This window comes from Roseovarius nitratireducens (assembly GCF_002925845.1).
Lineage (GTDB): Bacteria > Pseudomonadota > Alphaproteobacteria > Rhodobacterales > Rhodobacteraceae > Roseovarius > Roseovarius nitratireducens.
Map to the genome: position 1 here is coordinate 1 of NZ_PDNI01000065.1, position 24,259 is coordinate 24,259.

At 66.3% G+C, this 24,259-nt stretch carries 23 protein-coding genes, 1 tRNA gene and 1 pseudogene; 12 read left to right on the plus strand and 13 right to left on the minus strand.

All coding sequences use genetic code 11. The features are described 5' to 3' along the window. Positions 1-332 (minus strand): annotated as a pseudogene (locus tag CRJ03_RS12865) (hypothetical protein); the annotation flags it as partial. Between the two features lie 299 nt (positions 333-631). Here CRJ03_RS12865 and CRJ03_RS20150 point away from each other — a divergent pair. Next, positions 632-862 (plus strand): hypothetical protein, encoded by a 231-nt coding sequence (locus tag CRJ03_RS20150; protein WP_129590281.1) that lies wholly within the window; start codon positions 632-634, stop codon positions 860-862. A 180-nt stretch (positions 863-1,042) separates the two neighbouring features. Continuing rightward, positions 1,043-1,141 carry a helix-turn-helix transcriptional regulator gene (locus tag CRJ03_RS12875; RefSeq protein ID WP_104019285.1) on the plus strand — a complete coding sequence of 33 codons (99 nt, stop codon included), beginning with the start codon at positions 1,043-1,045 and terminating at the stop codon, positions 1,139-1,141. A 142-nt stretch (positions 1,142-1,283) separates the two neighbouring features. On the opposite strand, the gene CRJ03_RS12880 is transcribed toward CRJ03_RS12875, so the two are convergent. From CRJ03_RS12880 to CRJ03_RS12890, 3 genes are all read right to left on the minus strand, one after another. Beyond that, positions 1,284-1,369, minus strand: a tRNA-Leu gene (locus CRJ03_RS12880). Between the two features lie 66 nt (positions 1,370-1,435). Then, on the minus strand, positions 1,436-1,987 hold the full coding sequence (locus CRJ03_RS12885; RefSeq protein ID WP_104019286.1) for a tetratricopeptide repeat protein: 552 nt from the start codon (positions 1,985-1,987) through the stop codon (positions 1,436-1,438). A gap of 31 nt (positions 1,988-2,018) precedes the next feature. After that, entirely contained in the window at positions 2,019-2,498 is a 480-nt protein-coding gene (locus CRJ03_RS12890; protein ID WP_104019287.1) for an Lrp/AsnC family transcriptional regulator, read from the minus strand. Between the two features lie 104 nt (positions 2,499-2,602). Here CRJ03_RS12890 and putA point away from each other — a divergent pair, with 104 nt between their 5' ends. From putA to CRJ03_RS12905, 3 genes are all read left to right on the plus strand, one after another. Beyond that, complete coding sequence (gene putA, locus CRJ03_RS12895; RefSeq protein ID WP_104019622.1) at positions 2,603-6,034, plus strand: bifunctional proline dehydrogenase/L-glutamate gamma-semialdehyde dehydrogenase PutA; 3,432 nt, start codon at positions 2,603-2,605, stop codon at positions 6,032-6,034. 106 nt (positions 6,035-6,140) lie between these two features. Continuing rightward, positions 6,141-6,887 carry a rhomboid family intramembrane serine protease gene (locus CRJ03_RS12900; RefSeq protein WP_104019288.1) on the plus strand — a complete coding sequence of 249 codons (747 nt, stop codon included), beginning with the start codon at positions 6,141-6,143 and terminating at the stop codon, positions 6,885-6,887. Beyond that, positions 6,884-7,255: a GFA family protein gene (locus tag CRJ03_RS12905; protein ID WP_104019289.1), complete on the plus strand. Its 372-nt coding sequence runs from the start codon at positions 6,884-6,886 to the stop codon at positions 7,253-7,255. The genes CRJ03_RS12900 and CRJ03_RS12905 overlap by 4 nt, the downstream gene beginning before the upstream one ends. A 27-nt stretch (positions 7,256-7,282) precedes the next feature. On the opposite strand, the gene scpA is transcribed toward CRJ03_RS12905, so the two are convergent. Both scpA and CRJ03_RS12915 read right to left on the minus strand, forming a co-directional pair. Next, positions 7,283-9,412: a methylmalonyl-CoA mutase gene (scpA, locus tag CRJ03_RS12910; RefSeq protein WP_104019290.1), complete on the minus strand. Its 2,130-nt coding sequence runs from the start codon at positions 9,410-9,412 to the stop codon at positions 7,283-7,285. Beyond that, positions 9,384-10,322, minus strand: coding sequence for a hypothetical protein (locus tag CRJ03_RS12915; protein ID WP_104019291.1), 939 nt, complete (start codon positions 10,320-10,322; stop codon positions 9,384-9,386). The genes scpA and CRJ03_RS12915 overlap by 29 nt, the downstream gene beginning before the upstream one ends. A gap of 151 nt (positions 10,323-10,473) precedes the next feature. Between CRJ03_RS12915 and CRJ03_RS12920 the strand changes: the two genes are divergently transcribed. After that, complete coding sequence (locus CRJ03_RS12920) at positions 10,474-10,923, plus strand: DUF4174 domain-containing protein (RefSeq protein ID WP_104019292.1); 450 nt, start codon at positions 10,474-10,476, stop codon at positions 10,921-10,923. Between the two features lie 14 nt (positions 10,924-10,937). On the opposite strand, the gene CRJ03_RS12925 is transcribed toward CRJ03_RS12920, so the two are convergent. Further along, complete coding sequence (locus CRJ03_RS12925; RefSeq protein ID WP_104019293.1) at positions 10,938-11,456, minus strand: hypothetical protein; 519 nt, start codon at positions 11,454-11,456, stop codon at positions 10,938-10,940. Positions 11,457-11,460: 4 nt separating this feature from the next. After that, positions 11,461-13,506 carry an acetyl-CoA carboxylase biotin carboxylase subunit gene (locus tag CRJ03_RS12930; protein ID WP_104019294.1) on the minus strand — a complete coding sequence of 682 codons (2,046 nt, stop codon included), beginning with the start codon at positions 13,504-13,506 and terminating at the stop codon, positions 11,461-11,463. A 253-nt stretch (positions 13,507-13,759) separates the two neighbouring features. Between CRJ03_RS12930 and CRJ03_RS12935 the strand changes: the two genes are divergently transcribed. Beyond that, a complete protein-coding gene (locus tag CRJ03_RS12935; protein ID WP_104019295.1) occupies positions 13,760-15,007 on the plus strand; it encodes a DcaP family trimeric outer membrane transporter in 1,248 nt (415 codons plus the stop codon). Between the two features lie 248 nt (positions 15,008-15,255). Here CRJ03_RS12935 and CRJ03_RS12940 read toward each other — a convergent pair whose 3' ends face one another. The 5 genes from CRJ03_RS12940 to CRJ03_RS12955 form a co-directional block, all read right to left on the minus strand. Then, a complete protein-coding gene (locus CRJ03_RS12940; RefSeq protein WP_104019296.1) occupies positions 15,256-15,615 on the minus strand; it encodes a hypothetical protein in 360 nt (119 codons plus the stop codon). A gap of 90 nt (positions 15,616-15,705) precedes the next feature. Next, positions 15,706-15,843: a hypothetical protein gene (locus tag CRJ03_RS19940; protein WP_164989188.1), complete on the minus strand. Its 138-nt coding sequence runs from the start codon at positions 15,841-15,843 to the stop codon at positions 15,706-15,708. Between the two features lie 223 nt (positions 15,844-16,066). After that, the gene (locus CRJ03_RS12945; protein WP_240611669.1) at positions 16,067-16,468 is read right to left on the minus strand and encodes a DUF6497 family protein; all 402 of its coding nucleotides are present in this window, start codon (positions 16,466-16,468) and stop codon (positions 16,067-16,069) included. Continuing rightward, positions 16,465-16,803, minus strand: coding sequence for a hypothetical protein (locus CRJ03_RS12950; RefSeq protein ID WP_104019297.1), 339 nt, complete (start codon positions 16,801-16,803; stop codon positions 16,465-16,467). The genes CRJ03_RS12945 and CRJ03_RS12950 overlap by 4 nt, the downstream gene beginning before the upstream one ends. An 86-nt stretch (positions 16,804-16,889) precedes the next feature. Then, positions 16,890-18,422 (minus strand): acyl-CoA carboxylase subunit beta, encoded by a 1,533-nt coding sequence (locus CRJ03_RS12955; protein WP_104019298.1) that lies wholly within the window; start codon positions 18,420-18,422, stop codon positions 16,890-16,892. A gap of 202 nt (positions 18,423-18,624) precedes the next feature. Here CRJ03_RS12955 and CRJ03_RS12960 point away from each other — a divergent pair, with 202 nt between their 5' ends. From CRJ03_RS12960 to CRJ03_RS12980, 5 genes are all read left to right on the plus strand, one after another. Continuing rightward, a complete protein-coding gene (locus CRJ03_RS12960) occupies positions 18,625-19,845 on the plus strand; it encodes a multidrug effflux MFS transporter (RefSeq protein WP_104019299.1) in 1,221 nt (406 codons plus the stop codon). Between the two features lie 765 nt (positions 19,846-20,610). Further along, a complete protein-coding gene (mraZ, locus tag CRJ03_RS12965; RefSeq protein ID WP_104019300.1) occupies positions 20,611-21,114 on the plus strand; it encodes a division/cell wall cluster transcriptional repressor MraZ in 504 nt (167 codons plus the stop codon). Positions 21,115-21,117: 3 nt separating this feature from the next. Beyond that, complete coding sequence (rsmH, locus tag CRJ03_RS12970; protein WP_104019301.1) at positions 21,118-22,113, plus strand: 16S rRNA (cytosine(1402)-N(4))-methyltransferase RsmH; 996 nt, start codon at positions 21,118-21,120, stop codon at positions 22,111-22,113. Next, positions 22,113-22,460: a cell division protein FtsL gene (gene ftsL, locus CRJ03_RS12975; RefSeq protein ID WP_206018369.1), complete on the plus strand. Its 348-nt coding sequence runs from the start codon at positions 22,113-22,115 to the stop codon at positions 22,458-22,460. The genes rsmH and ftsL overlap by 1 nt, the downstream gene beginning before the upstream one ends. Then, entirely contained in the window at positions 22,457-24,241 is a 1,785-nt protein-coding gene (locus tag CRJ03_RS12980) for a peptidoglycan D,D-transpeptidase FtsI family protein (protein ID WP_104019303.1), read from the plus strand. Before ftsL ends, CRJ03_RS12980 begins: the two co-directional genes overlap by 4 nt. The last annotated feature ends 18 nt before the right edge of the window (positions 24,242-24,259 follow it).

Consider the following 24,259-nt stretch of genomic DNA (forward strand, 5'->3'; position numbering starts at 1 on the left):
AGTTGCTTCCAGAAGCCCTCGCGGATGTCGCGGTCAGCTTTTTCGAATTCCGGTTTCTCGATCATGCCGCTACGATCGCGGTCATAATTCATGAAGACACCTGCATTGAACTCGGCTTCGGTGAGCACGCCGTCATTATCTTGATCCCATTTGCTGAACGTGCCGTCCTGCTCACCCTGGGCCAGGCGCCAGCCTTCAACGTACTCATCTTGCGAAAGCAAGCCATCGCCGTCGGTATCCCAATTGCTCATTCCCTGTGCCAGCGCAGGCCCGGCGGCCAACGCCGCAAGGACGGCACCAAGTCCGGCAATCTCCTTGAGGTCGATACGCATGTTATTTCTCCTTTGGTTTGGTTCGCGGCGCTATGCCACTAGTCGATTCAACGGAGATCACTGGATGTCGTTCCAATTTCTTCTGCAAAAGCGTCTAACTCCGGCTGCCGCCATGCGACTATTCTGCAATTTTGATCTGCATCGGCACACAAGGCGCGACTTCAGCGCTTGAGACGCTTTCGGGACCATGCCCTAGCACCATCTGTTACTGCGCAACTTCGAATGGAGCGCGATATCCTGTCAAAGGCTTCGGCCTGGTTTGCGCGGGACGAGCTCGGCTCGTCGAGGTCTTCGAGTTCATGACCGCGAACCAGGCCGTTTTCCCCATACAGATGATGGCGAGGGTCATGGGCGAATCCCGCAGCGGGTTCCATGCGTGGGCCAGGCGACCACCATCGGCACGCGCTGTTTCCGATAGCGGCCTGTCCGAACGGATCGGCAAGATCCATTTCGCGTCAAAGGAGACCTATTGCGCGCGCCGCATCCATGCCGAGCTGGCTGACGAGGGAGTGCTGGCAGGTCCGGAATAGACCAAACCGGTTCCGGTTTTCTGTTCCTTGAGTTTTCCGCTCGGCCAAATAGGCATCCGTGAGCGCCAGGAGATCGGCGACTCCCCAAACCCGATCGGTGATCCCGATCTCCATCGGATGCGTCACCAGCTCCACAGTCAGAACTTCTCCCGTTCGGCACCCTCACGGATACAGTTATAAATGTCCGCGCCCTTCCTTGTCCGCGCCAATGATGCCGCCCGGATGCTGGGAATCAGCCGCAGCACGCTCTACGCGCGCGTGCAGGCGGGGGTACCCTGAGCCGATAAAGCGGGAGGGCTGCACTGTCTGGCACCTTCGCGACCTGGAAAACTTTGTCGATCAACTGGCGGACCAAGTGGCGGACCAGGACGAATGCGAGAATGGAAAATACCGCGAAAACATAATGGTTACGGGTTAATAATGGTGCGGGCGGCCGGACTTGAACCGGCACGGCCTTTCGGCCCAGGCATTTTAAGTGCCATGCGTCTACCATTCCGCCACGCCCGCACGAGGCCCCGCTGTCCTAGCGTCTGCGGGCGGCGAGGAAAACGCATTTCTTGAGACGGGGAACGCTCAGATATCCTCTTCGGCCCGTTCCAGCACCGGCAAGAGGTGCCGCTCGGTCAACCACGGGTTGAGATCGAGCGCACGGCGCAACACCAGCGCCGCCTCGCCCGGACGCTCCAGAGCCATGAGCGTCATGGCATGGCCGGTGAGCGCACCAAGGTGCCGCGGCGAGAGCGACACCGCGCGTTCGAGATCGGGCAGCGCCGCAGCATAATCCTGCCGGATGAAATTGACAAAGGCGCGCTGGTTGTAGCCCTCGGCATAGTCCGGGCAATAGTCGATGAGCGCGTCGAACGCCGCAACCGCCCCTTCGAAATCGTAAGACGCGCGGCGGGTCATCCCCTCGTCGAGCAATTCCTGCGCGTGGGCATCGGGCGCGTCGGACCAGAGATCCCACATCTCGATGGACAGCAGCCGTGCATCCTGCTCGCTTTCTGCGTCCTGCACGCGGTCAAAAAGCGTGTCGAGCGCCGCGCCGTGATCGGGCGGGGCAGGACAGGCGAGCGCGCCCACAGGTGCGAGCAGGCACAAGAGCGGGAGGGCGACAACACGTAGCATGGTTATTATGATGGCATGCAGCCGCGCAAAATCAAATCACATCGCCGAGCACGGTCTCCTTGACCGCCTGCATCGCCACGTAGGTCGAGGTGCTGGCCACGTGCGGCAGGGTCGATATCGCCTCGGCCAGGACGCGGCGATACTCGGTCATGTCCTGCGTGCGCACCTTGAGCAAGTAGTCGAAACTGCCCGCGATGAGATGCGCCTGCTCGATCTCGGGGATTTTCGCCACCGCCGCGTTGAACGCAGCCAGCGCGCTCTCGCGGGTGTTGTCGAGCCGCACCTCGACGAAACTCACATGATCGAGCCCCAGGCGGATCGGGTCAAAGAAGGCACGGTAGCCGGTGATGACACCGGCCTTTTCCAGCCGCCGAAGCCGCGCCTGCGTGGGCGATTTCGACAGCCCGATCTCGCGCGCGAGATCGGTGACGCTGATGCGCCCGTCCGCGGCCAGCACCCGCAGAATCGCCCGGTCGAACCTGTCGAGATCGGAATGGTCATTCTGGCTCATGATTATCCCCGTGAAAGACCGGATCGATCTGTCAAACCACATCAAACAGGAAAAGTCACCCCTGAACAGGTGTTAACATGGTTTGGCAATTCAAGGGGGATCCCATGCCTTACGACACCGACATGCGCCGCGCCATCGAGCTTGAGACCTATGCCGATGAGCGCGTCGTTCTCGACCGGCTGACCGCCATGGCGGCGCTCTCGGAGGAGGATCGCGCCCGCATCACGGCGCGGGGTGCCGATCTCGTGCGCGCCATCCGCGGACAGGCGAGCCCGGGGCTGATGGAGGTATTCCTCGCCGAATACGGCCTTTCGACCGAAGAGGGCATCGCGCTCATGTGCCTGGCCGAGGCGCTGTTGCGCGTGCCCGACGCCGAGACCATCGACGCGCTGATCGAGGACAAGATCGCACCGTCGGACTGGGGCCGGCACATGGGCCATTCCACCTCGCCGCTGGTCAACGCCTCGACCTGGGCCTTGATGCTCACCGGCCGCGTGCTCAAGGACGAGGCGCCGGGCCTCGTGGGCACGCTGCGCGGCGCGGTCAAGCGGCTGGGCGAGCCGGTGATCCGCACCGCCGTGGGCCGCGCCATGCGCGAGATGGGCCGTCAGTTCGTGCTGGGCGAAACCATCCAGAGCGCGATGGACCGCGCGGCGGGGATGGAGAAAAAGGGCTACAGCTATTCCTACGACATGCTGGGCGAGGCCGCGCGTACCGAGGCCGACGCCACCGGCTACCACCTGAGCTATTCCCGCGCGATCACCGCCATCGCGAATGCCTGCAAGAATGCGGACGTTCGCGACAATCCCGGCATTTCGGTCAAGCTCTCGGCGCTGCACCCGCGCTACGAGGTGGCGCAGCGCGAGACGGTGATGGACGTGCTCGTGCCACGCCTCCGCTCGCTCGCGCTGTTGGCGAAATCGGCGCGGATGGGGCTCAACATCGACGCCGAGGAGGCCGACCGCCTGTCGCTTTCGCTCGACGTGATCGAGGCGGTCCTCAGCGAGCCCGCGCTCGCCGGATGGGACGGCTTCGGCGTGGTGGTGCAGGCCTATGGCCAGCGCGCGGGCCAGGTGCTCGATTTCCTCTACGACCTCGCGACGCGGCTCGACCGCCGGATCATGGTGCGGCTGGTCAAGGGCGCCTACTGGGATACCGAGATCAAGCGCGCCCAGGTGGCGGGCGTCGACGGCTTCCCCGTCTTTACCTCCAAGCCCGCGACCGACATCAGCTATATAGCCAACGCGCGCAAACTGCTCGCGATGACCGACCGCATCTACCCGCAATTCGCCACACATAACGCCCACACGGCGGCGGCGATCCTCGACATGGCCACCGACAAGGGCACGTTCGAGTTCCAGCGCCTGCACGGCATGGGCGAGGCGCTGCACGACATCATCCTGAAATCCGAGGGCACCCGCTGCCGCATCTACGCCCCCGTCGGCGCGCATCGCGACCTGCTGGCCTATCTGGTGCGCCGCCTGCTGGAGAACGGCGCGAATTCCAGCTTCGTCAACCAGATCGTGGACGAGAGCGTGCCCCCCGAGGAGGTCGCGCGCGACCCGTTCGAGGCGGTCAACGACCCCGTGCCGCACCTGCCCACCGGCCCCGAGCTGTTCCTGCCCGAGCGGCCCAATTCGCGCGGGTTCGATCTGCGCCACCAGCCAACGCTGGACGCTATCGAGGCGGCGCGCGCGCCCTTTGCCACCCAGGCCTGGCAGGCCGGGCCGATCCTTGCAGGCAAGGCCGATCCCCAACCGCCCGAGAAGGTCGAGAACCCCGCCGACCCGGCGGATGCCCCCGGCACCGCGGCATGGGCCAGCCCCGGGGATGTCGAAACCGCGCTTGCCGCCGCCGCACCGTGGGATGCGTCTGCCTCCGAACGCGGGGTGATCCTGAACAAGGTGGCCGATCTCTACGAGGAGAACCACGGCGAGATATTCGCCATCCTGCACCGCGAGGCCGGCAAATCCATCCCCGACGGGGTGGCCGAACTGCGCGAGGCGGTGGATTTCCTGCGCTATTACGCGGCGAATGCCCCCGAGGGCACGCCCGTCGGCACCTTCACCTGCATCTCGCCCTGGAACTTCCCGCTCGCCATCTTCACCGGGCAGATCGCGGCGGCGCTGGCGGCGGGCAACGCGGTGCTGTCCAAACCCGCCGAGCAGACCCCGCTCATCGCGCATCTGGGCGTGAGCCTGATGCACCGCGCGGGCGTGCCGAAAACGGTGCTGCAGCTTCTGCCCGGCGCGGGCGAGGTGGGCGCGATGCTCACATCCGATCCCCGCGTGGGCGGCGTGGCCTTCACCGGCTCCACCGACACGGCGATGAAAATCCGCAAGACCATGGCCGACAACCTGCGCCCCGGCGCGCCGCTCATCGCCGAAACCGGCGGGCTCAACGCCATGATCGTGGACAGCACCGCGCTGCCAGAACAGGCGGTGCAGGCGATCATGGAATCGGCCTTTCAATCCGCCGGACAACGCTGCTCGGCGCTGCGCTGTCTCTACGTGCAGGAGGATATCGCCGAAAGCTTCACCGAGATGCTGACCGGCGCGATGGATGCGCTCGTGGTCGGCAACCCGTGGAATCTCAGCACCGATTGCGGCCCGGTGATCGACGAGGAGGCGCGCGCGGGCATCGCCGAGCATATCCAGCAGGCGCGCGCCGAGGGCCGCCTGATGCACGAACTGAAGACGCCCAACGCCGGCACCTATATCGCGCCGACATTGATCCGCGTGAACGGCATCGCCGATATGGAGCGCGAGATATTCGGCCCCGTGCTGCACCTCGCCACCTACAAGGCGCGCGATCTCGACCGGGTGATCGGGGCGATCAACGCCACCGGCTACGGGCTGACCTTTGGCCTCATGACCCGGATCGACGACCGCGTGCAGCACGTCACCGAAGCCGTGCACGCAGGCAACATCTACGTCAACCGCAACCAGATCGGCGCCATCGTGGGAAGCCAGCCATTCGGCGGCGAGGGCATGTCCGGCACCGGACCCAAGGCCGGCGGGCCGCATTATCTCGCGCGCTTTTCGGCCAACCCCGCCTCGCAACGGGCTGAGAAATGGGACGCGGCGATGCCGGTGGCATCGGTGCAAGAGGCGCTCGACCGCGCCAACGCCGCGCCGCACGGCCCGCGCGAGGCGCTCGTTCTGCCGGGGCCCACGGGTGAATCGAACCGGCTCACCACCCATCTGCGCGCAGCGCTTCTGTGTCTCGGGCCGGGCAAGGAGGCGGCGAAGGCGCAGAAACAAGCGGTGGAGGCGCTCGGCGGCGTCGCGGTTGCGGCCACGGGCCGGGTGGATCCCGAAACGCTCGTCACGCTCGGCGGGATGTCCGGCGCACTCTGGTGGGGCAACGACGCAGACGCCCGCGCCTACGCGGACGCGCTTGCGCGCCGCGCGGGGCCGATCCTGCCGCTTGTCACAGGCATGCCCGACCTGGGCCACGCCCTGCTCGAGCGGCATGTCTGCGTCGACACCACCGCGGCGGGCGGCAACGCGGCGCTTCTGGGCGGCATGTCCTGACGGCAGGGCTGGGCCCCGAAATCTTCAAAAGATTTCGAACCGCTTTCTTTTCAAGAAAGCGGTGCCCCTGCTTTCCCAGCCGGGCAAAGCGCGCTAGCTTTCGCCCATGTTCCCGATCCGCGATCACAACCCGTCGGGGTCGACCCCTTATGTCACCTGGGCGCTCATCGCGCTCAACGTGGTTGTGTTCCTGAGCTACTGGCAGCTCTTCTCGGACGAGCGCGCGCTCAGGCTGTTCTTTCGCGACTGGGCGATGATCCCCGCGCTGGTCACGGCACGGGGAGAGTATGCGGGGCTGTTCACCTCGATGTTCCTGCACGGCGGGCTGATTCATCTCGCGGGCAACATGCTGTTCCTGTGGATATTCGGCGACAATCTCGAGGACCGGATGGGCCACCTGCCCTTCCTCGCCTTCTACCTCGCCTCGGGGCTGGCGGCGGGGGCCACGCAGGTAATGGGCGCACCGGGCTCGATGGTGCCGACGGTGGGCGCATCTGGGGCGATCGCGGGGGTTATGGGGGGCTACATGCTGCTGTTTCCGCGCGCGCGGGTCGATATCCTGATCATCATCATCTTCTTCGTGCGGATCATCACGATCCCGGCGGCGCTGGTGCTGCTGCTGTGGTTCGCCATCCAGGTGGTCGCGGGGCTGGGCAGCGATCCGGACATGGGCGGCGTGGCCTACTGGGCCCATGCCGGCGGCTTCGTCGCTGGTATAATCCTGACACTGCCGGTGTTCCTGCGGCTGGGCGGGCCGCGGTTCTGGGCGCTCCATGACGGGGTGCCGCCCAACCCCGGGACACGCTACCGCTTTCGCCGCACGCCCATACCGCGCGTCGGGAGACGCCGATGACCGCCCCGCTCAAGGCCACCTGCCATTGCGGCGCGGTCGAGTTGCGCCTGCGCCCGGTCGACCCCAATCTCGGCGATGCGCATCGCTGCGACTGCAGCTTCTGCCGACGGCGCGGCCCGGCCACGATCAGCGTCGCCTTGGGCGATCTGGAGATCGTGAAGGGCGCAGCCGCGCTGACGCTCTACCAATGGGGCACCGGCACGGCGCAGCACTGGTTCTGCAGCCGCTGCGGCATCTACACCCATCACCGGCGCCGGTCCAACCCGAACGAATACGGCGTCAATCTCGGCGCGATCGAGGGGGTGAACCCGCGCGATTTCGACCCCATCCCGTGGGAGGACGGCGTCAACCACCCCTCTGACCGCTGATCCTTATCCCCGCTCTGACACCTTGCCTCAGCCGCGCGCCGCGCGGATGAGATCGAGGATATCGCGCGCCGCGTCGGGGATGTTGGTGCCGGGCCCAAAGATCGCCTTGACCCCCGCCTTTTGCAGGAACTCGTAATCCTGCTGCGGGATGACCCCGCCGCAGATCACGATGATGTCGCCCGCGTCGCGCGCGCGCAGCGCCTCGATCAGCTTGGGCGCCAGCGTCTTGTGCCCCGCTGCCTGGCTAGAGATTCCGACCACATGCACATCGTTGTCGATGGCATCCTGCGCCGCCTCCTCCGGCGTCTGGAAGAGCGGCCCCACATCCACGTCAAAGCCGATATCGGCAAACGCCGTGGCGATCACCTTGGCTCCGCGGTCGTGCCCGTCCTGTCCCATCTTGACCACCAGCATGCGCGGTCGCCGGCCCTCGTCCTCGGCGAATTTCTCGACATCGCGCTGGATCGCGGCGAACCCCGCATCGCCCTCGTAGGCCGCGCCATAGACGCCCGCGAGCGTCCGTACCTCGGCGCGGTGCCGACCGAATTCCTTTTCCAGTGCCATGCTGATTTCCCCCACAGTGGCGCGTGCGCGCGCGGCCTCGACCGCCGCATCCAACAGGTTGCCGCCCTCGACCGCGCGGCGAGTGAGCTCATCGAGTGCAGCATCACAGGCCGCCTGGTCGCGGCTGGCGCGGATGCGCTCCAGCGCCTTGATCTGGCTGTCACGCACCTTGACGTTGTCGACATCGAGAATGTCGATCGGGTCTTCTTTCTCCTTGCGATACTTGTTCACGCCGACGATCACCTCGTCGCCCCGATCGATCATCGCCTGCCTTGTTGCCGCCGTCTCCTCGATGCGCAGCTTGGGCATGCCGCTCTCGACCGCGCGGGTCATGCCGCCCATCTCCTCGACCTCCTCGATCAGCTCCCACGCCTTTTCGGCCAGGTCATGTGTCAGCTTCTCGACGTAGTAAGAGCCCGCCAGCGGGTCGACCACGTTGGTCACGCCGGTCTCTTCCTGCAGGATCAACTGCGTATTGCGCGCGATCCGGGCGCTGAAATCCGTGGGCAGCGCGATCGCCTCGTCAAGCGCGTTGGTGTGCAACGACTGCGTGCCGCCCAGAACCGCGCTCATCGCCTCATAGGCGGTGCGGATCACGTTGTTGTACGGGTCCTGCTCCTGCAGGCTGACACCGGAGGTCTGGCAATGGGTACGCAGCACCTTGGATTTCTCGGATTTCGCGCCGAATTCCGTCATGATCCGGTGCCACAGCAGCCGCGCGGCGCGTAGCTTGGCCGCCTCCATGAAGAAATTCATGCCGATGGCAAAGAAGAACGACAACCGCGGCGCGAAGCGGTCTACATCCATCCCCGCCTCAATCGCCGCCTTCACGTATTCGCGTCCATCGGCCAGCGTATAGGCCAGCTCCTGCACGAGGTTCGCGCCCGCCTCCTGCATGTGGTAGCCCGAGATCGAGATCGAGTTGAATCGCGGCATGTGCTCGGCGGTGTAGCCGATGATATCCGACACGATCCGCATCGACGGTGCGGGCGGGTAGATATAGGTGTTGCGCACCATGAATTCCTTTAGAATGTCGTTCTGAATGGTGCCCGAGAGTAGCGCCTTGTCGTGCCCCTGCTCCTCGCCCGCGACGATGAAACTGGCCAGCACCGGGATCACCGCGCCGTTCATGGTCATGGACACGCTAACCTTGTCGAGCGGGATGCCATCGAACAGGATCTTCATGTCCTCGACCGAGTCGATGGCCACGCCCGCCTTGCCCACATCGCCCTCGACACGCGGATGATCGCTGTCATAGCCGCGATGGGTGGCGAGATCGAAGGCGACCGAAACCCCCTGTTGCCCGGCGGCCAGGTTGCGCCGGTAGAAGGCATTCGATTCCTCTGCCGTGGAAAACCCGGCATATTGCCGGATCGTCCAGGGGCGGCCGGCATACATCGTCGCCTTGACGCCGCGGGTAAAGGGCGCCTGCCCGGGGATGCTGCCCATGTGCGGCAGCCCCTCGACATCCTCCTCGGTGTAGAGCGGTTCGACCGCGATCCCCTCGAGCGTCTGCCATGTCAGGTCGTCAAGCGGGCGGCCCTTCAGTTCCGCCTCGGCCAGTTCACGCCAGGTGTCTTTCTTCGATGCCATCGTCTTGTCCTCTTGTCGGATGACCGTCGCGCGGCTGTATCCCCGCGTTCAACGGTCCGGTTTCCCCGGCCAGTCGTGCCAGCCCGTCCGCCCCGGCGCGCAGCCAGAACAGATCGTCGTCATAAGCCTCTTTCAGTGCGGCGGCCTGCGCGGCACCGAACGGGTGCCAGCGCCCGGAGCCACCGGGCAGGCGCGCGGCATCGCCGCCCCGGCGCGCCACGGCGCGGCGCAACGCGGGCAGGTCGGGCGCGCGGCCCAGCCATGCGGCGGCCTCGTGCCCATGTCCCGTGTCGGCCTCGCCCGTCATCAACGCCAGACGCGCGGCAGGACGATCAGCGAATTCCTCATGCGGCAGGATCACGATCTCGGCCCCCGGCAGCGCGCAGGCCACGTCCGCAATGACGTCACGCCATTGCCGCCCCGCCGTCACCAGCCGGTCGAGATCACCCGCCGAGGGCAGCCGGTGGCCACGCGCCACCGAATAGGCCAGCACCGAGGCCCACCACGCGTCCTGCGCCCGGATCGACAGAACGGCGCGGGTGATCCGCCCGCCAAAGGCATCGCCGAGGCGCGCCATGCGCTCGCCCACCCCGGGATAAAGCCGGTGACACCGCAGGCAGGTGCGCGGCGCGCCGATCAAGTTCTCGTCACTGACCACGAGCCGCGTCACGCCCGCCTCCCGCGCCTGCGCCACGCGCAGGGCGATCCGCCCGCGGGCGCGCGCGGCCCGCGCAGCTTCGAAATGGTCGCCCGGCGCTGGAATTACCCCGGCCAGCAGCCCATCGCGGGTGACCGGCGGCCCCCAGAACGCCAGCCCGTGCGCGGCGAGCGCGGCTGTCTGCGCCTGCGCGTGGCGTTGCAGGCTCGTTGTGGCGGTGCGGTGGGCCCCGAGGTGAAGAATGATATCCATGATCGCGCGCGTCCCTTGCTGCCCGGCGTCCGGTCGCAGGATGCCACCAACACGTGAGCGCGGGATTAACCGCGTCGTTTTTTCCCGATGCGGCCAAACGGGCTTCGCATTCCGGCACGATCCGCCTATATCTTGCCGGACAGGAGATCGCATGAAACCGTTACTCGCCCTCACTCTGCTTGCCTTCGCGGCGGTCCCCGCCACCGCACAGGACAGCGCGCCCGATGAGGAGGTGCCTTCGATCATGAACGCCGAGGAGGTCGATTCAACCGATTTCCTCTGGATCAAGCGCCTGCTCGTGGTGTTCTCCGACACGCCCGCCGATCCGCAATATATCGAGCAGATGGGATACATCACCGACCGGCTCGACGCGCTGACGTATCGCGACGTCGTGGTGATTACCGATGCCGACCCGTCCGCGCGCTCGGAGGTGCGGCAGCGGTTGCGCCCGCGCGGCTTCAACCTCGTGCTCATCGGCAAGGACGGCGAGATATACCTGCGCAAGCCCGCGCCGTGGCACGTGCGCGAGATCGTGCGCTCCATCGACAAGCTGCCGGCGCGCCAGCGCGAGATGCGCGAGGGCAAGGCGGGCGAAAGCTGACCACAGGTCATCGCTCAGCCCTCCCCCATCGCCACGACGAGCAGCCCCTCGCCCGGCATCATCAGCAGGAGCGCGCGGCGCGCCCCGTCCCAGGCCAGCACCGTCTCTCCGTCATCGAGCGCATGGCGAAACACGCTCTCGCTGCGCGCGTCCATGCAGGCCCGCGCCTCGATCCCGGCACGGCGCATCGCCATGCCGGTTTCGCGGTGGTGGTTGGCCATCGCCACCAGCGCCACATCCGCCGCCTGCCCCGGCAGATCGAGCGCCGCCGCCCCCCGTCCCGCGATCTCGCGGCGCATCTGCGCCACGTCACGGGTAACCGGCAGGGCCGATTTCACCTCCGCGTTCACCACAGAGTAGAGCCCCACGGCACAGTCCCGCCTTGCCACGAAGGACAGCGTCTCGCCCAGCGCGAACCAATGCCCCAGCCACACCCGCTGCGCCGCCTCCTGCTCGCGCTGACAGGCGGCGAGGATGACCAGCGCGGCAAGACAGGCCACCGGCACGGGATTATGGCGCGGGGCGCGGGTCATCCCCTCACTCGAACTCCATGATGACCTCGTCCACCGCGAGGCTGTCGCCCGGCGCGGCATTGACGCATGAGACCACGGCCTTGCGCTCGGCGCGCAGGATGTTCTCCATCTTCATCGCCTCCACGGTGCACAGCGCCTGCCCCTCCTGCACCTCGTCGCCCTCGGCCACGTGGACCTTCACGATCATGCCGGGCATCGGGCAGAGCAGCATCCGCGACGTATCAGGCGGAAGTTTCTCGGGCATTAACGCCGCCAGTTCCGCCTGCCGCGGCGTGCGGATATTGACCTTGAGATCGGCCCCGCGGCTCCGGATGCGGAAGCCTTGCGTGATCTTGCCCACCTTGAGCACCAGCGGGCTGCCATCCACGTCCAGCCGCGCAAGCTGATTGCCGGGCGTCCAGTCGCTGGCGACGCGCAGGATGGCACCATCCTCGAAGCGCACGCTCGCGCCCTCCCGGTCCGCAGAGACGGTGACCGGATAGCTCTCGCCCTGAAGGCTCACGACCCAGTCCTCGCCGACGTGGCGCTCGTGGTTGTCCATCCGCCCCGAGATGCGCGTGCGCCGGATTTCCGCCACCCGGTGCATCGCCGCCGTGCTTGCCGCGATCCGGCGCAGGATGTCTCCGGCCAGTTCCACCCCGTGAAAGCCGTCGGGATATTCCTCGGCGATAAACGCAGTGGTGATGTCGCCCGAGACGAATTTCGCATGATCCATCACCGCGCTGAGGAATGGCAGGTTGTGCCCGATCCCCTCGACCTCGAAACTGTCGAGCGCCACGCGCATCGCCTCGATCGCCTGCGCACGGTCCGGGGCCCATGTGCATAGCTTGGCGATCATCGGGTCGTAATACATGCTGATCTCGCCGCCCTCGTAGACGCCGGTATCGTTGCGCACCGCGGTCTCTCCGCTCGGGGCATCGCCCTGCCACTTGCCCGTCTCCAGCAGCGGCCCGGCGGCGATTTCCTGCGGCGGGCGATAGCGCGTGAGCCGCCCGATCGACGGCAGGAAGCCGCGATAGGGGTCCTCGGCATAAAGGCGGCTCTCCATCGCCCAGCCCTTGAGCGTCACGTCGTCCTGCGTGATCGACAGCTTCTCGCCCGCCGCGACGCGGATCATCTGCTCGACGAGGTCCACGCCGGTGACAAGCTCGGTCACCGGATGCTCCACCTGCAAGCGCGTGTTCATCTCGAGGAAAAAGAAATTGCGTTCACCGTCGACGATGAATTCCACCGTCCCGGCGCTGGCATAGCCCACGGCATGGGCCAATGCGACCGCCTGCTCGCCCATCGCGCGGCGGGTCTTTTCATCGAGGAACGGGCTCGGCGCCTCCTCGATCACCTTCTGGTTCCGGCGCTGGATCGAGCACTCGCGCTCGCCCAGGTAGATGCCGTTGCCATGAGCGTCGCACAGCACCTGTATCTCGATATGGCGCGGCTGGGTGACGAACTTCTCGATAAAGATGCGGTCGTCGCCGAAACTGCTGGCCGCCTCGTTCTTCGAACTTTGAAAGCCCTCTCGCGCCTCCTCGTCATTCCACGCGATGCGCATGCCCTTGCCGCCGCCGCCCGCGCTCGCCTTGATCATCACCGGATAGCCGATCTCGCCGGAAATCTTCACCGCCTCGTCCGCGTCCTCGATCAGGCCCATCACGCCGGGCACCGTGCTCACCCCCGCCTCCTGCGCGATTTTCTTGGAGGTGATCTTGTCGCCCATCGCCTCTATCGCGCGCACCGGCGGGCCGACAAACGCCACGCCTTCGGCCTCCAGCGCCTTGGCGAACTTGGGGTTTTCCGACAGGAAGCCATAGCCCGGATGCACCGCCTCGGCGCCGGTCTTGCGAATCGCGTCCATCACCTTGTCGATGACGATATAGCTCTCGTTGGCGGGCGAGGGACCGATATGCACCGCCTCGTCGGCCATCTGCACATGCAGCGCCTGCGCGTCGGCATCGGAATGGATCGCGACGGTGGCGATCCCCATCTTGCGCGCGGTCTTTATCACCCGACAGGCGATCTCTCCCCGGTTCGCGATCAGGATTTTCTTGAACATTCCTCGTCCCTTCCTCTAGCGGTTCCGGCCCGCGCGGCGGGGCGCGCAGACAGTGTCACATTCCCGTAACGGGCCTGTAACGAAAGATTTATTATCACTTTTTTTCAAACGCTTACACATTCTCGTAGATCACCTTGACGTTAGGGGCGCGTGATCCAACCGCTTGCCATTGTGGGACAGGCCGCCTGTGCGACGCGGCCTGCGGGGCGCGCAGCGTGCCCGCCTGACACCACAACCGGGAGGAGACCACCCCATGAAACGACACGTCGCAATGGCCCTTGCGCCATCCGCGCTGCTGGTGGCAATCCATGCCGCCCCCGCGTTCGCCGAGAGCGACGCGGAACTCAAGCAACAGGTGCGCGCGCTGACCGAACGTGTGAACGAACTCGAGGATCGCGGGCACGTCAACCTGCCCGCGGGCACGACACTCACCTTCGGCGGCTACACCAAGCTCGACCTGATCTACGATTTCGACCAGGGACAGGGCGACACCACCTTCGTCCCCGGACTCGTGATCGGTGCGCCCGATGGCGGCGGCTTCGACGCCCATGTGCGCCAGACGCGGCTCAACTTCCGCACCGATACCCAGACCGACAAGGGGCCGCTCACCACCTTCGTCGAGATCGACTTCTTCGGCACCCGCGGCAACGATGTGCAGTCCAGCTCGCACCGCCCGCGCCTGCGCCACGCCTATGGCCGCTGGAACGGCTGGACCGCGGGCCAGACCTGGACCACGTTCATGCCGATCGAGGCCTACCCCTCGACGGTCGATTTCCAGGGCCCCTCGGGCATTCCCTTCATCCGGCAGGCGCAGCTTCGCTACACCTTCCCGGCGGGCAAGGGGCTCGATGTCTCCGTCGCGCTCGAGAACGGCGAATTCTCCGGTCGCGGCGTGGTCGGCGGTGCGACCGTGCCCATCGGCGAGACCATCGGCGGTGCCTTCTCGGGCAACAACTCGGATTTCGACCAGTCGCCCGACCTCGTGCTCGCGGCCAAGTGGCAGCAGGATGACACCCTCCTGCGCGGGGCGTTGGTACTGCGCGACCTCGAAGCCCCGCGCCAGATGGGCGGCGACAGCGATACCGGCTGGGGCATCAACATCGCCGGCGGCGCACCGCTCTGGGCGGGAGGCCGGATCGTCGGCTCGTTCACCTATGGCGACGGCGTGGGCCGGTACATCATCGACGGCGCCGGGCAGGATGCGTTCGTCGATGCCACCGGACGGCTCAACACCATCGAGTCCTACGGCGCCACCGCGCAGGTGTCGCACGACTTCTCCGACAAGGTGACGGCGGGGCTGTCTTACGGCTTCTACTCGGTCGAGGACACCTTCGCGCCCACCGACAGCGACCAGCACCAGACGGTGCACGCGTCGATCTTCTACAAGCCGGTCGATCGCATGACCGTCGGCGCAGAACTGAGCTGGGTCGAGCGCGAGCTTGTCAGCGGCGCCTCGGAGGACGCCACGCGCCTGCAAACCTCGGTTCAGTTCAGCTTCTGAGCCCCGGGCACCTGCACCCACAAAAAGGGGCAGCCCGGAGACCAACCTGGCACCGGACTGCCCGCAAGAGGGGACACCATGGACCAAGCGCCGAAATGGCGCGCTCGGGGAAAGACGATCCATGGCTCCAAAAAGACTGTCAGCGACGGCGGCCCGGGCCAAGCCCCGCATCACACGCGCCCCGCACTCGGCATGCGACCGCCGGAAACCGGCCCGGCTGCGCGAGACTCCGCCGATCCCGGCCCGACTCATGGTGCATCCCCACCGTCGAACACCTCGGGAAAGCTCTGCCGGGCAACGCCCAGGTCAAGTACCAGCAACGCCTCGTAACTTTTCGGATCGAACGGGTCCTCTGCGGGCTTGATTTCGCGCCCCAGCAGCCAGCTCAGCCGCCCGGCATCGAGGTTGCCCCGTTCAAAGGGCTGGTCGCCGAAATGCTCCCAGATGGCGCGCAGGAACTCGGTATCGGCACGCCTGTCAATTGGCTTGCGGTCACGATAGCGCTCGCGCGCGATGAGCGGCGTGATCCCGCGCGGGTTGCCCCGCCTGATTGTGAACTGGTAGTCTGTACCTGCAAGACGCCCCGGAAAACCGCGATGTTTCAACATGTTGCACCTCCAAAGACGCAGAGGTGCGGCACGTTTGGCAGGTGTGGCGGGACGGACGATACCGCCCGTCCCGCCGTCAGCCCGAAGGGCTTACTTGTACTTGCCGGTCTGCTCCGGCTCGGTCGTGACCGGCTCGACCACGACGAATTCTTCCTCGGCCGGCTGTGCGCACGCGGCGACGACGGCAACGAAGCCAAGGGCGAGAACGCTCTTGAGGGTCTTGGACATGTAATACTCCTGTCTCTCGTGTCTTCGGTTGATGGCGCGTTCGGGCACAATGCCGAAACCCGCCACGTTGGCGAGGTAAAGGTCGCTTGGGCGCAACCTGAGACAACGCTAGCGGAAATCGAGCGATTTGAATACATTGAATGCGCGATCCCACGCGCATGTGTCCCCAAAGACGCACCTCGCCAAAGGCCGGTCCATTTGCGTGAGCGATATCGCGACGACATCAGAACATCTCCCATGTACAACGGTCATTCTCGATCCGGTAGGCCTCGAAGACCTGCGTGACCGCCTCGTCGTAGACGCCGAATTCCGACTCGCGGTCGGCCAGCGAAACAACCACCTGCCCGGGCTGCGGGCCGATATTCGAAATCCGGGGCAGCGCGTGCGTCTCGCACAGCCACACAAGATCGCCGGAGATGGCATCGAACCGCTCCGCCACGGCTGTGAACCCATCGGCGACATAGCGGAACCGATAGATCAGCCCGCCGCCAGAGGGCCGGTCGCTCACCACCTCGAAGAGCCGCGCCTCCAGCCCCGAGGGCAGCCGCAGCGCCTCCTCCTGCGCTGCGGCTGCGGGGGCCTGCGCCAGCAGCGCGCCGGCGACCATGCCCGCCAGCGGCCTCATCCGCCCACCCCCGTCCAGCGCGCCACGCGCGCCGGATCCTGGAACAGCGCGGCGATCCGCGCCTCCGCTTCCGCCCGCGCGAACCGGCCCGCCACCGCGCCGCCCGCGCGCACATGCAGGCCGCCAGGCACGCGCCACACCCGCACCACGGGGGCAAAGCCGCGCAAATGCCGCAGCGCCCGCCACATGTCCTGCCGCAACCGGTGCGCGACACGGGCACGCGATGCCTCTGGCACCCGCCCCTCGACCGCCAGATCGAAGCGCACGGGCAGCCGCCGCGCCAGCGTCAGCGCGCCGTCCTCCTCGTGGGTCAGATGCCATCGGTCGCGGGCCATGTCCTGCGCCTCTCCTTGCTTCTTCTTGATCCAGATACTCCGGCGGAGGCGCCGCTCGCGGCGGCGGGGGCAGCGCCCCCATTGCCTCACAACGGGATGTTGTCGTGCTTCTTCCAGGGCAGCGCGATCTTCTTGTTGCGCAAGGACGCAAACGCGCGGCTCACGCGCATCCGCGTGCTGCGCGGCTGGATCACCTCGTCGATAAAGCCGCGCTCGGCGGCGACAAACGGATTGGCGAACCGATCCTCGTAGCTCTCGGTATGCGCCGCGATCTTCTCGGGGTCCTTGAGATCGGCGCGGTAGATGATCTCGGTCGCGCCCTTGGCGCCCATCACCGCGATCTCTGCCGTCGGCCAGGCATAGTTGAAATCGCCGCGCAAATGCTTTGACGACATCACGTCATAGGCCCCGCCATAGGCCTTGCGGGTGATCACCGTGACCTTGGGCACCGTCGCCTCGCCATAGGCAAAGAGCAGCTTGGCGCCATGCTTGATCACCCCGCCATATTCCTGCCCGGTGCCGGGCAGGAAGCCGGGCACGTCCACCAGCGTCAGGATCGGGATCTCGAAACAGTCGCAGAACCGCACGAACCGCGCCGCCTTGCGGCTGCTGTCGATATCAAGACACCCCGCCAGCACCATCGGCTGGTTGGCCACCACGCCCACGGTCTGCCCCTCCAGCCGGATGAAGCCGGTGATCATGTTCTTGGCGAATTCCTCCTGTATCTCGTAGAAATCCGCCTCGTCCGCGATCTTCAGGATCAGCTCCTTCATGTCATAGGGCATGTTGGGGTTCTCGGGGATCAGCGTGTCGAGGCTCGCCTCGACGCGGCCCGGCTCGTCGAAGAACGGGCGCACCGGCGGTTTCTCGCGGTTGTTCAGCGGCAGGAAATCCACCAGCCGCCGCACCTCGGCAAGCGCCTCGACATCGCTGTCGAAGGCCCCGTCGGCGACGCTCGACTTGCGCGTATGGGTGAGCGCGCCGCCCAGCTCCTCCGCCGTCACCTGCTCGTTGGTCACAGTACGCACCACGTCGGGGCCGGTGACGAACATGTAAGAGCTGTCCTTCACCATGAAGATGAAATCGGTCATCGCGGGGGAATAGACGGCGCCGCCCGCGCAGGGGCCCATGATGACGCTGATCTGGGGGATCACGCCAGACGCCTCGATATTGCGCTGGAACACCTCGCCATACCCCGCGAGGCTGTCCACCCCCTCCTGGATGCGCGCGCCGCCCGAATCGTTGATGCCGATGACCGGCGCACCGTTCTGCATGGCCATGTCCATGATCTTGCAAATCTTCTGCGCATGGGTGGCGCTGACCGAGCCGCCCAGCACGGTGAAATCCTGGCTGAAGACATAGACCTGCCGACCGTTGATCGTGCCCCAGCCGGTGACCACGCCATCGCCGTAGGGGCGGTTCTTCTCCATGCCGAAATCGGTGCAGCGATGCGCGACGAACATGTCGAATTCCTCGAAGCTGCCCTCGTCAAGGAGCAGCTCGATCCGCTCGCGCGCGGTAAGCTTGCCGCGCCCGTGCTGCGCGTCGATGCGCGCCTGCCCGCCCCCGAGCCGCGCATCGGCCCGGCGGGTTTCGAGTTCCTGAAGGATATCTTTCATGGCGGTCCCCTTTCCTCACCGGGCCTCCCCGGCCGTCGTTGGCGCGCACCATACGCAGTCGGGATCACGGGGCCAAACGGAATCCCGCAAATTTGCAAATTGCTGCGAACAAATTCTTGAATATCTGCAAATCGGCAAATCAACCCCGGTTTTGCACCCTATGCAAATGGACATCTCCATTCGATACGCCTAGCGTGCCGCCATGCAGTCCGAGGTCAAGGTCCGGTTTCTGGATCGCTCAACCCCACCACATATCGTCACGCTGATCCTGATGGCGGGATTGTCGGCGCTGGCGATCAACATTTTCCTGCCGTCCCTGCCCGGGATGGTGGCGTATTTTGACACCGAGTATCGGCTGATCCAGCTATCCGTGGCGCTCTATCTCGCGGTGAACGCGGGGCTGCAATTGCTGATGGGGCCGGTCTCGGACCGCTGGGGGCGGCGCCCGGTGGTGCTATGGGGGGTTGGGCTGTTCCTCGTCGCCACGGTCGGCTGCCTGCTCGCACCGACCGTCACGGTCTTTCTCGCCTTCCGCATGGTGCAGGCCAGCATCGTCGTGGCGATGGTGCTGTCGCGTGCCATCGTGCGCGACATGGTGCCCCAGGACCGCGCGGCCTCGATGATCGGCTATGTGACGATGGGCATGGCGGTGGTGCCGATGATCGGCCCGGCGTTCGGCGGACTGCTCGACGAGGCGTTCGGCTGGCAAGCGAATTTCTGGGCGCTCCTAGTTCTGGGCGCCGGGCTGTTCTGGCTGTGCTGGTACGACCTGGGCGAGACCGCGCCGCTCTCGGGGCGCACCCTGGCACAGCAGTTCCGCGACTATCCCGCGCTTCTCACCTCCTACCGGTTCTGGGGCTACGCGCTGGCAGCGGGGCTCAGTTCGGGGTCGTTCTTCGCCTATCTCGGCGGTGCGCCCTTTGTCGGCGACCAGGTGTTCGGGCTGTCGCCCTCGCTTCTGGGGCTTTTGTTCGGGGCGCCCGCCGTTGGCTATTTCCTCGGCAATTTCGCCTCTGGGCGCTTTTCCACGCGGATCGGCGTCAACCGGATGGTGCTATGGGGGGCACTGTTCAACGCGGGTGGCATCGGGCTCAACCTCACGCTCTTCTACGCGGGCTTCGGCACGCCGCTCAGCTTCTTCGGGCTGATGATGTTCATGGGGCTGGGCAACGGCATGGTGATCCCCAACGCCACCGCCGGCGCGCTATCGATCCGGCCTGACCTCGCCGGCACGGCAAGCGGCCTTTCGGGCGCGCTGATGATCGGGCTGGGGGCCGTGCTCTCGGCGCTGGCGGGGCTGCTGCTGACGCCCGAACGCGGGGCATTCCCGCTGTTGTGGCTGATGTTCGCCACCGGGGTCGCGGGCGTCGTCACCATCCGGCTGGTCATGCGCCGCGAGCGGCGGTTGGGGCTGGCAGGCTAGAAGGCGCGGCTGATCGGCACCAGCGCTCCGCGCGATCCACCCACCGTCAGCCCAAGGCCCGCGAACCCCACCTCCACCCCGGGCGCTTCAAAACAGCACAGCCGCCCACACCGTCCGACCTCACCGGCACATCACGGCTCCCACGGGAAATCGTGGGCCGACATCTGGCGCGAACACGAGCGCGGCCAGCGAAGGCCGGAAAGTCGAATCAAATCACACGCGATTCGCACCAGACTCCACGCCCCAGGCCGGTTGAACCTCAGGAATCGCGATGTTTCCGAGCATTTTCCAAGCCAAATTCACAACTTTCTTGGAAATCATGGGAAGTTTCGAATGAGTGGCATATATTGCGTCATTTTGATAATCAAGACCTATATGAAGGGAAAAATATCTGAATATTGGTACACATTCTTATTCCGAGAGGGCACACAGGGCATCAAAACATGCAGAGAAACGCAGAAAATGATTGCCATGGGATGATTTCCCATATTATCTAGGAAACACGATGAGGACGGGATCATAGAGAGGCATCAAGACCTCCGGAGAACTCCCAAGTCAGGTTTCATACAGGCACCCGGCTTCATCGAACAAAGAGTTCCGGCGCGCGGGCGAGCAGACATCCCCCCAGGTGGCGCGCGCAGTCGGACCCCCCGCTCAGGCGGGACGAGGGCGGCGGGTTGATCAGTGGCAGCAGATCAACCCGCTGTTTCGTATCGGGGGGGCGGTTTTCGGGACGCGGGGGCGCAACAAGGGACCAGCGGGACAGTGGGCCGAATATTCAGGGGCGAGAGCCTCCACAAGGTGGATGGAAAGGGCAGGGTATCGATCCCGGCCCTCTATCGCCGTGTGATAGAGGCCTCCGACCCCAACTGGACCGACGGCCTCAGCCCCGAGCTCATCATCGTCTACGGCGACCACCGCCGCAATTTCCTCGAATGCTACACGGTCGAGGCGATGCAGGAGGTGGATGTGAAGATCGCCGCCCTGCCCCGCGGCTCGAACGCGCGCAAGCATCTTCAGCGGCTGTTCCACGGCCAGAGCTTTCCCACCAGCATCGACGAGACCGGGCGGCTGGTGCTGCCCGCCAAGCTGCGCCGCAAGATCGACCTCGAGGGCGAGGCGTTCTTCATCGCCGCGGGCGATACCTTCCAGATATGGAAGCCCGAGACCTACGAGTCCGAGGAACTCGCCAAGACCGAGGAATGGCTCGACGAATTCCCCGACGATTTCGACCCGCTCATCCTGCTCGACAATCCCGAAGGCGCCTGAACGATGGCCGCTGCCGCTGCCACACCGCCCTCTCCTGCCCCGCACGTCCCCGTCCTTTTGCGCCCGCTGCTGGCGGCGGTGGCCCCGGTGCGCGGCACCTGGCTTGATGGCACGCTGGGCGCAGGCGGCTATGCGCGCGGGCTGCTCGACGCGGGGGCAGAGCACGTGATCGGCGTCGACCAGGACCCTCTGGCCATCGAAATGGCGCAGGACTGGGGGGCCGAATATGGCGACCGGCTCAGCCTCGTGCAGGGCAATTTCGCGCAACTTGACAGCTATGCCGACGCGCTCGACGGCGTCGTGCTCGATCTTGGCGTCTCCTCAATGCAGCTCGACCGGCCAGAACGCGGGTTCTCCTTCCAAAAGGACGGCCCGCTCGACATGCGGATGAGCCAGCAAGGCCCCACCGCCGCCGATCTGGTCAACCAAACCCCCGAGGCCCGCCTCGCCGACATCCTCTTCCTCTACGGCGAAGAGCGCGCCAGCCGGCGTATCGCCCGCGCCATCGTGCGGGCGCGCACCGAGGCCCCCTTCGAGACCACCGGCGCGCTCGCGGCCATCGTGGAACGCTGCCTGCCGCGCCCCAAGCCTGGGCAGGTACATCCCGCCACCCGCACGTTTCAGGCCATCCGCATCGCCGTCAACGACGAATATCGCGCCCTCGTGGACGGGCTCGAGGCCGCCGAGCGCGCGCTGGTCCCCGGCGGGCGGCTCGCGGTCGTCACCTTCCATTCCATCGAGGATCGCATCGTCAAGCGCTTCTTCCAGGACCGCGCCGGACACGGCGGCGGCGGCAGCCGCCACGCCCCCGAGGCCGCGGCAAAACCCGCGCAGTTCACCCTGCCGTCGCGCAAGCCAATCGCCGCCGATGCCGACGAGTTGGACGCCAACCCGCGCGCCCGCTCGGCGCGGCTGCGCATGGGCATCCGCACCGACGCCCCGCCGGGCACAAGCGACCGCACCGCGCTCGGGCTGCCCCTGCTCGCAGGAGAGAGATGATGCGCAGCTTCGTTCACGTCCTCACCGCGCTCGCCGTGATCGGCCTCGCCTTCTGGGCCTACCGCGAGAATTACCGCACCCAAGAGGCGCTCGCGCGCGCCGACACGCTGCAATCCGACATCGCCACCGCACGCCAGCGGCTGCGGATGCTCAACGCGGAATGGGCGTATCTCAACCGCCCCGACCGGCTCGCGGCGCTGGTCGAGATGAATTACGACCGGCTCGGGCTGATGCCGTTGCAACCGCATCAGTTCGGGCGCATCGACCAGGTCGCCTACCCGCAGACCAAACCGGATTTCACCATCACGAACCCCGTCGATGTCATGAGCGACGGAGGGCGCCCATGATCCGCACCCCGCTGCGCCCGCTCGCGCGTATCCTCGATGCCCGCCGCAAGGGTGAGAACCCCGACGCGATCGAGCGCGAAAACATCCGCCTGCGCCACGAGGAAATGCGCGACCGTGCCCGCCGCCGGGCCGAGGGGCGGCTGCTGGTGCTGGCGGGGCTGTTTCTCGCCGGGTTCGCGGTGATCGGCGGGCAGATGGCGGTGCTGGCACAGTCGGAACCGGCCGAACCCCGCGCCGGGGCGAGCGGCGCGCGCATCCTCGCCCAGCGCGCCGATATCACCGATCGCCGGGGCCGCGTGCTGGCCACGAATTTCGACACCTACAGCCTCTATGCCCAGCCGCAGCAGATGATCGACCCCGAGGGCGCCGCCGAACAACTGGCCGCCATCTTCCCCGACCTCGACCGCGCGCGGCTGCTGCGGGGCTTCACCGGCAAGCGCAAGTTCCTGTGGATCCGCCGCACCCTCAGCCCCGAGCAAAAACAGGCCGTGCACGACATCGGCGAGCCGGGGTTGCTGTTCGGCCCGCGCGAGATGCGGCTCTATCCCAACGGACAGATCGCCGCGCATGTGCTGGGCGGGGCGAGCTTTGGCGACGAGGGCGTCAGCGCCGCCGAGATCGTGGGCGTGGCCGGGATCGAAAAAGCGCTCGACGCGCGCCTGCGCGATCCGGCCCGCGCCCACGAGCCGCTGGCGCTGTCGCTCGATCTCAGCGTGCAGGCGGCGATGGAAAAGGTGCTCGCCGGCGGCATGAGCATCATGAACGCCAAGGGCGCCGCGGGCATCCTGATGGAGGCGGACACCGGCGAGATCGTCGCCATCGCCTCGCTGCCGGATTTCGACCCCAACCAGCGGCCCGCGCCACCCGCGCAGGGTAATCCCGACGACAGCCCGCTGTTCAACCGCGCGGTGCAGGGCGTCTACGAGCTCGGCTCCACCTTCAAGACCTTCACCATCGCGCAGGCGCTGGAACGCGGGCAGGTCGAACCCGACACCATGATCAACACCCAGAGCCCGATGACATGGGGCAAGTACCGGATCCGCGATTTCCACAACTACGGACGCGAGTTGAGCGTCGAGAAGGTGCTGGTGAAATCCTCCAACGTGGGCACCGCGCGCATCGCCGTCGAGATCGGGGCCGAGCGGCAGCAGGCGTTTCTGCGCACGCTGGGCTTGCTCGATCCCGTGCCGCTCGAGATCACCGAGGCCAGCGGCAGCCAGCCGCTCCTGCCGCCGAAATGGTCCGAGTTGTCGACCATGACCATCTCTTACGGGCATGGCCTTGCCATCAGCCCGCTGCATCTTGCGGCCGCCTATGCCACGGTAGTGAACGGCGGGCGGCGGGTGACGCCCACGCTCCTGCGCGATCCGGATCGCGCGCCCGGGCCGCGTGTCATCTCCGAGACGACATCGGCCACGATGCGCGACTTGCTGCGCCGGGTGGTGACCGATGGCACCGCCAGCCTCGCCGAGGTCCCGGGCTATGCCGTGGGCGGAAAGACCGGCACCGCCGACAAGCCAAAGGCCGGTGGCGGCGGCTATCACGAGGACCGGGTGATCGCGACCTTCGCGGGCATGTTCCCGGCCCACGATCCACGCTACGTGATCGTCGTCACCCTCGACGAGCCGGTCGAGACCTCGGGCGAGGAGCCGCGCCGCACCGCCGGGTGGACCGCCGTGCCGGTGGCCGCCGAGATCATCCGCCGCACCGCACCGCTTCTGGGCCTCAGGCCCGCGATTGAACAGGTCGGGGCGGCTGCTATAAGGCGGGCATCGAACTGAGATGACAACCGGGGTGGC